We start from the raw sequence: 6,551 nt of genomic DNA on the forward strand, positions 1-6,551 counted from the left end.
TCAAGGCCTCAGCAGACCCAAACCTCCTAACGGCGGGCACTTTCGGCGGACCTGGGGTAGTGAGCGCCGTTCTCTTGGAGAAATCTCCGTCGCGTCTAGTTGTCTATCGCGGTCAACCCACTGTCGTCGAAGACCAGTATTGCGCCGTCGTTTGTGGTCGCGAGCGCTTGTGCGGAGCCATGGGTGACGCCGGCGGGAACCCACTCGGCGTTGGATCCTGTGCTGCCCCAGATCTGCCCGCCGCGGCCGACACCGACCAGCTGTTTGCCGTCAGGCGATACGGCGAGGAGGTAGAGCGCAGGTGCGTCGTTCAGGGGCGCGAAGGTGGCGCCCTCATCAGTGCTGATTTGCAGCCCGTCTGGGGTGGCAGCGATCAGTTGTCCCGCGTTGTCGAGGACGAGGCTGAACGCCAGGATTTCTCCGACCGGCGACCAGGTCTCACCGAGATCGTCGGTGCGGAGGAGCTCCGCGGAGTCCGAGGCGATCCCGTAGAGGGTGTCGTTCTTCCCGGCGGCAAGGACGTGGAAGTCTTTCTCGCCAGTGAACGAGACGGGCGTCCAAGATCTGGCGCTGTCGTCGCTCCGGATGATTCCGAGGTTGGGGGAGCCGAGTTCTGGGGGCGTGGTCGGTCCGGGATGCCCGGACGCGAGGAGAGCGTCACCGACGGTGATGAGGCCCATCGCGTCGAAGTCGGTGGTCTCGATACGGGAGCCGACCTCGCCATCGGATGTGGCCGTGTAGATCCCGTCATGGGCGCCCAGGAGGTACCCGTCCTCTGCGGGGTTGGGCACGATCGCGTGAACGTGGCTGATGGTGGTGGCGTGGTCGTGTCCGGTGGTGGGCTCGGCGGGTGCGGTGCACCCAGCCAGCACGATGCTGGCCGAGATCGTTGTCGCGACCGTGAGTGCCGCACGGCGTCGCGTTCGGAAGGTGGGCAGCATGGACGTCTTGAGGGTTCGCATGATGGTGTGCGCAACAGATCATTGGGTGGGGTGCGGGAGTCCCGCACCCCACCCACAGGGATCAGAGAGTTGCGAGGATCTCCTTCATGGTGGCGATTTCTTCGGTTTGCGCGTCGATGATCTTCTCAGCGAGTGCGACGGCGTCGCTGTTCTGACCGTTGTCGACTTCTTCCTGTGCCATGTCGACAGCGCCCTCGTGGTGCTGGATCATCTGCTCGAGGAACAGAGCGCCAGCATCGGGACCGGTGGCGCCTTCGAGGGCCTGCATGTCGTCCTCGGACATCATGCCGTCGCCATGATCCATGCCACCCATGTTGCCCATGTCCGCATCCCAGTCCTCGAGCCATTGGTCCATCTTCTGGATCTCGGGCTCCTGAGCGGCCTTGATCTCTTCCGCGAGAGCGACGACGCGCTCATCGACGCCGTCCTTGCTGAGGAGGACGTCGGACATCTCGATGGCCTGTGCGTGGTGCTCTTTCATCATGCTGGCGAACATGATGTCGGCGTCATTGGCATCTACTGTGTCGGCGGGTGCGGACGAGCTTCCGCCGTGGTCCATGCCTTCCATGCCGTCGCCGGAACCGGTGTTTCCGGCGCAGCCGGTGAGAGCGAGCAGAGCTGTGAGGGTGAGTGCGGCGATCGCCGCGGGGCGAATCTTCATGAGTGTTCTCCAAGGGTCGGTGATGGGGCCCGGCTACTGCCGGTGCCAGGGGTGCGTGCCCGCAGAGCGGGCTAGCGCGCCATCACGTGCGACTGATGCAGAGGACCGTGAGAGAGGGGGGTGGCGGGAGGGCGTGAGCGCGGGCGGGCCAGCGCGTCGTCGCGGCCGTGAGCATTTCGATCAGTGTCGAGTGCCGCCAGCCGAGCCCGATCCGTCCGAGCAGGATTGTGGCGACCAGGAGCGCGAGGACGCACGCCATCCACGTCATCGAGTCCGTGCCCCCGCACGTCGCGCATCCCGCGTCCACTTGCGGTGAGTCCGGCAAGACGGCGGAAGCGGACGCATCGCGATGATGGTCGGACGCTCCGGCTTGAGTGCTGACAGCGACGGTGTCGTGGTGGCCGGCAGTTGTCGCGTGCGAGTTGAAGGAGTGCATCGCCAGCAGGCCGGCGATGATGCCCACGGCGACCGAGACGGCCAAGACGGTGTGAGTGAGCGTGCGCGGTCCCCGCACCTGTTGTGCGACGTTGATCAGCGACATACTCACCTCCCGTTCCTATCAGCCTACGTCCGTCGTCCCGACTGTTTCTTGCTACTTGCTGGCCACTGCGTCGGGGCGCAGGTCCAGCCGGCGCAGCAGCTGCGCGTTGAGCGCGACGACGATGGTCGACAACGACATCAGCACGGCACCCACGGACATCGGGAGCACGAAACCGATGGGGGCGAGTACGCCTGCTGCGAGCGGGACGGAGAGGAGGTTGTAGCCGGCGGCCCACNGAGGTTCTGCTTCATCTTCCGGTAGCTGGCTCGGGACAGTTCGATCACCGAGAGCACCGACCGGGGGTCGTCGCTGGCGAGGATGACGCCGGCGGAGGCGATCGCGACATCCGTTCCCGCACCGATGGCGATACCGACATCCGCCTGCGCGAGCGCAGGCGCATCGTTCACACCGTCTCCGACCATCGCGACCTTCCGGCCTTCGCCTTGCAGCTCTTTGACCTTCGAGGCCTTGTCCTCCGGTCGCACCCCGGCGAAGTAACGATCGATGCCCAGCTCGCCCGCCACAGAGGCGGCGACCGCATCGGCATCACCGGTGATCATGACCACCTGCACACCGCGCTCATGGAGGGCCTCGACTGCGTGACGCGACTCGGAGCGGATCTCGTCTGCCAGGCGTAGAGCGCCCGCAACCTTGCCGTCGACGAGGACGTGGAGGATGATCGCACCCTCATTGCGCCACTCGTCGGCAACCGGCAGCTCGTGGGCGTTCTCCTGCTCGAGCATGTACGGTCCACCGACTTGCACAACGTGTCCATCGACACGCGCACGAACTCCGACAGCCGGGGACGACTCGAAGTCAGAGGACGCGGGAACGGTGAGGTTCTTCTCCTTGGCCGCGTTCACGATCGCGCGGGCGAGGGGGTGCTCGGAGTCCGCTTCCGCGGCCGCAGCCCACGCCAGCAACTGGTCGGAATCGGTGCCGGAGACGGGGTCGATCGCGGTAACGGCGGGGGTGCCCTTAGTGAGGGTGCCGGTCTTGTCGNCAGGACCGTGTCGACGGTACGCATGCTCTCCAGCGCGAGACGATCCTTGATCAGCACACCCCCACGGGCGGCGCGCTCCGTCGCGATCGACACAACCAGTGGGATCGCCAAGCCGAGAGCGTGCGGGCAGGCGATCACGAGCACGGTGATCGTGCGGATCACCGCGGCGTCGGGCTGGCCGACGACCGTCCACACGATCGCGGTGATCGCGGCAGCGCCGAGCGCGAACCAGAACNACCACCCCGCCGCCTTATCCGCGAGCCGTTGCGCCCGCGACGACGAACTCTGCGCCTCGGTCACTAGCTTCTGAATCCCCGCCAGAGCAGTGTCCTCACCGATCGCAGTGATCTCCACCCGCACACCAGAATCGGTCGCGACCGTGCCGGCGATCACCTGATCGCCGTCGCTACGGCGCACCGGCCGGGACTCGCCAGTGATCATCGACTCGTCCATGCTCGCCGAGCCCTGCACGATCCGCCCGTCCGCGGGGACCCGCCCGCCGGGGCGCACCACCACGACATCCCCCACCAGCAAGTCAGCAGGCGCGACAGTGGTTGTCGTGTCGCCCTCTACCTTCTCCGCCTCATCGGGCAGCAGAGCGGCAAGGGAATCCAGTGCCGAGGTGGTCTGCGCGAGAGAGCGCATCTCGATCCAGTGACCAAGCAGCATGATCACGATCAGCAGGGCCAGCTCCCACCAGAAATCCAACTCGTGGTGCAACAGGCCCAGACTCGCACCCCATGACGCGAGGAACGCCACCGTGATCGCGAGGGCGATCAGCAGCATCATCCCGGGCTTACGGGCGCGAAGCTCACTCACCGCGCCGGTGAGGAACGGGGCACCGCCCCACACATACATGACGGTTCCGAGAACCGGGGAGATCCACCCGACCCAGGCGGTGTCTGGCAGTGGGTATCCGAGCAGCATCGAGAACATCATCGAGAACCCGACAACCGGGACCGCGAGGATCAGCATGATCCAGAACAACCGCCGGAACTGGCCCACATGATCACCGTGGCCACCATGTCCGCCGTGACCACCATGACTGCCGTGCCCACCATGTTCGCCATGTTCTTGAGGAGCGCCGTGATCGTGGCTCATCGCCGCGTGCTCATGCTGGGTCGTCGGCGCGCTGCCGTGGTTCTCGTGCGCGGCGTGATGGGCGTGTTCGTCGTGCTGGCTCATCGGAACTCCTTGCTCGGATGCGCCCGGGGGAGCCGGGTGCAGACGGATAGCGACTCAGGCTTGGCTGGTCGCGAGGGTATACCCGGCCTCTTCAACCGCGGCCTTCACGGCAGCGGGGTCGACCGGGGCTGCGCTGTGGATGGTCACGCGGGAGATGCCGCCAGCGTTCAGGTCGACGTCGACGGACTCGACACCGGCCACAGCCGTCAGCTCCTCACTGACGCTTGACACGCAGTGTGAGCACGTCATCCCCGCAACCAAGACCTCTTCTGAGGACGCGGACAAAGCGGCGGCGGGCGCGGATGCCTCGGTGTTCGTTGGGACAGCGCAGCACGCGCACCCAGCGCCTGCATCCTTCAGTCCGAGTTCAATGCGATCAGTCATCGTGTGCTCCTTCAAGTAGATAGACGTGGCGGTTATGAACGGACCAGGCGGGCGATCGCTTCGTTGGCCTCGCGGACCTTCTCCGCCGCAACCTCGCCGCCCTCAGCGCTGGCCTCGGCAACGCAATGACTCAGATGATCGCCCAGCAGTGACAACGCCACCGTTTCCAGCGCTCTCGTCGCCGCAGAAACTTGCGTGAGGATGTCGATGCAGNGTCTTCGTTGACCATCCGTGCGATCCCTCGCACCTGACCCTCGACGCGACTCAACCGCTTACGCAGATCAGCCTTGTTGTCGGTGTACCCGTTCATACATACACGATACCCACTAGGGGTATCTAACTCAAGGCCTGACGTTCGCATTCCCGTGTGATTGGGCATCTTGCGGTGGCCGAGCACTCGGGGCGCTTGATCTTCAGGATGGGTCGCCGTTGATAGCCCGCGCCACGGTCTCGGCGCACTAGTCAGGATCACTCAGCGGGAGCTGGTGTCCACCCTTATGAGTCAAGGCCGTGAGGTTCGGATATGAATCGGCCTGGGTTTCGTTNTATCGGTTTCCCTGTCCGGCGGTCGCCGGGAGGCCTGATTCGAGGTCAGCGTAGTACGCGTCCTCGATCTCGATCGGGGTGCGCATGCCGAGTTCGCCGTGCAGGCGTTGATGGTTCCACCACCACACCCATTCGAGCGTCGCGAGCTCGACCTGCTCGACGGTCCTCCAGGAGCCGCGCTGGCGGATCAGCTCGGTCTTGTAGAGGTTGTTGNGAGGGCGTTGTCATACGAGTCCCCGACGGTTCCCGTCGAGGGTGTTGCGCCAAGCTCGACGACCCGGTCGGTGTAGACCATCGACATGTAGTTCGAGCCGTGATCGGCGTGACGGATCAGCCCGTCCAGCGGGCCGTCCGCGCCCCAGGCGGCCATGTCCAGCGCTTGCAGCGGCAGCACCTCCCCGCGCAGCGTCGCCGCGACGTTCCAGCCCACGATCCGACGTGAATAGACGTCGGTGACAAACGCGACGTATGCGAAGCCCGCCCAGGTGGCCACATACGTGATGTCTGCAACCCAGAGTCGGCGCGGCGCGTCCGCACGGAACCGCAGCTGGACGAGGTCCCGCGGTAGGGCCTGCGCCTTGTCCGGCCTGGTCGTGAACACCTTCTTCGACTTGCGAACCCCACGCACTCCCGCGAGGCGCATGAGGCGCTCGGTCTGGTCGCGGCCGATGTCCCACCCCTGCCGTTTCAGGAGAGCATGCATCTTCCGCCGCCCGTAGACGCCGTAGTTCTCCGCATGCAGCCTGGCGACCTCGGGCACCAGCAGCTCGTCGCGCAGCTGCCGGGCGGAGGCTACGCGGGTCTTCGCGGCGCGATACCCGCGGGACGTGATGAATCCCTGCACTGCCGGGCGCAGCGTCCGGCAGATGAGCTCGACCCCGAACCGCTCTCGATACTCGTCGATGAAGCGGATCATCTCGGTCAGGGCCGGTCGAGCTCCTTCGCGAAAAACACGCTCGCAGCCTTGAGGATCTCATTCGCTTTTCGCAGCTCGGCCACCTCGCGGCGCAGGCGCTTGTTCTCCTCAGCGACATCGCTCGGGACACCGGGCTTCGCGCCGGCGTCGACCTCGCGGCGGCGATGCCACACCCGCAGCGTCTCCGCGCTCATGCCGAGGAGCCCCGCAACATGCCGCACGGCGGACATCAGATTCGAGTGCTCACCGGAGGCCTTGGCCTCATCGAGCATCCGCAGCGCGCGCTCGCGCATCTCGGGAGAGTACTTCTGGTTCATCGTGTTCCATCCTTGCTTCAAGAACGGAACGAAACC

General features: G+C 65.5%; 4 protein-coding genes and 3 pseudogenes. All 7 read right to left on the reverse strand.

Annotated features, from left to right (window positions below):
* Nucleotides 1–95 precede the first annotated feature (95 nt).
* Nucleotides 96–962, reverse strand: a complete 867-nt coding sequence (locus tag ID132_RS10510) for a sialidase family protein (protein WP_235988493.1) — start codon at nt 960–962, stop codon at nt 96–98.
* A 61-nt stretch (nt 963–1,023) separates the two neighbouring features.
* The gene (locus ID132_RS10515) at nt 1,024–1,623 is read right to left on the reverse strand and encodes a DUF305 domain-containing protein (RefSeq protein ID WP_193128564.1); all 600 of its coding nucleotides are present in this window, start codon (nt 1,621–1,623) and stop codon (nt 1,024–1,026) included.
* 82 nt (nt 1,624–1,705) lie between these two features.
* Nucleotides 1,706–2,164: a DUF6153 family protein gene (locus ID132_RS10520; RefSeq protein ID WP_193128565.1), complete on the reverse strand. Its 459-nt coding sequence runs from the start codon at nt 2,162–2,164 to the stop codon at nt 1,706–1,708.
* Nucleotides 2,165–2,215: 51 nt separating this feature from the next.
* A pseudogene (locus ID132_RS10525) lies at nt 2,216–4,142 on the reverse strand (heavy metal translocating P-type ATPase).
* 264 nt (nt 4,143–4,406) lie between these two features.
* On the reverse strand, nt 4,407–4,736 hold the full coding sequence (locus ID132_RS10530; RefSeq protein ID WP_193128566.1) for a cation transporter: 330 nt from the start codon (nt 4,734–4,736) through the stop codon (nt 4,407–4,409).
* Nucleotides 4,737–4,768: 32 nt separating this feature from the next.
* Nucleotides 4,769–5,046: pseudogene (locus tag ID132_RS10535) on the reverse strand (metal-sensitive transcriptional regulator).
* Nucleotides 5,047–5,329: 283 nt separating this feature from the next.
* Nucleotides 5,330–6,515, reverse strand: a pseudogene (locus ID132_RS10540) (IS3 family transposase); the annotation flags it as partial.
* Between the last annotated feature and the right edge of the window lie 36 nt (nt 6,516–6,551).

Origin of the sequence: Gulosibacter sediminis, from assembly GCF_014904065.1 — a bacterium.
Classification (GTDB): domain Bacteria; phylum Actinomycetota; class Actinomycetes; order Actinomycetales; family Microbacteriaceae; genus Gulosibacter; species Gulosibacter sediminis.

Coding starts and splice junctions, on each gene's coding strand:
- ID132_RS10515 (WP_193128564.1), bottom strand. CDS start 1,623: ATGAAGATTCGCCCCGCGGCGATCGCCGCACTCACCCTCACAGCTCTG.
- ID132_RS10520 (WP_193128565.1), bottom strand. CDS start 2,164: ATGTCGCTGATCAACGTCGCACAACAGGTGCGGGGACCGCGCACGCTC.
- ID132_RS10510 (WP_235988493.1), bottom strand. CDS start 962: ATGCGAACCCTCAAGACGTCCATGCTGCCCACCTTCCGAACGCGACGC.
- ID132_RS10530 (WP_193128566.1), bottom strand. CDS start 4,736: ATGACTGATCGCATTGAACTCGGACTGAAGGATGCAGGCGCTGGGTGC.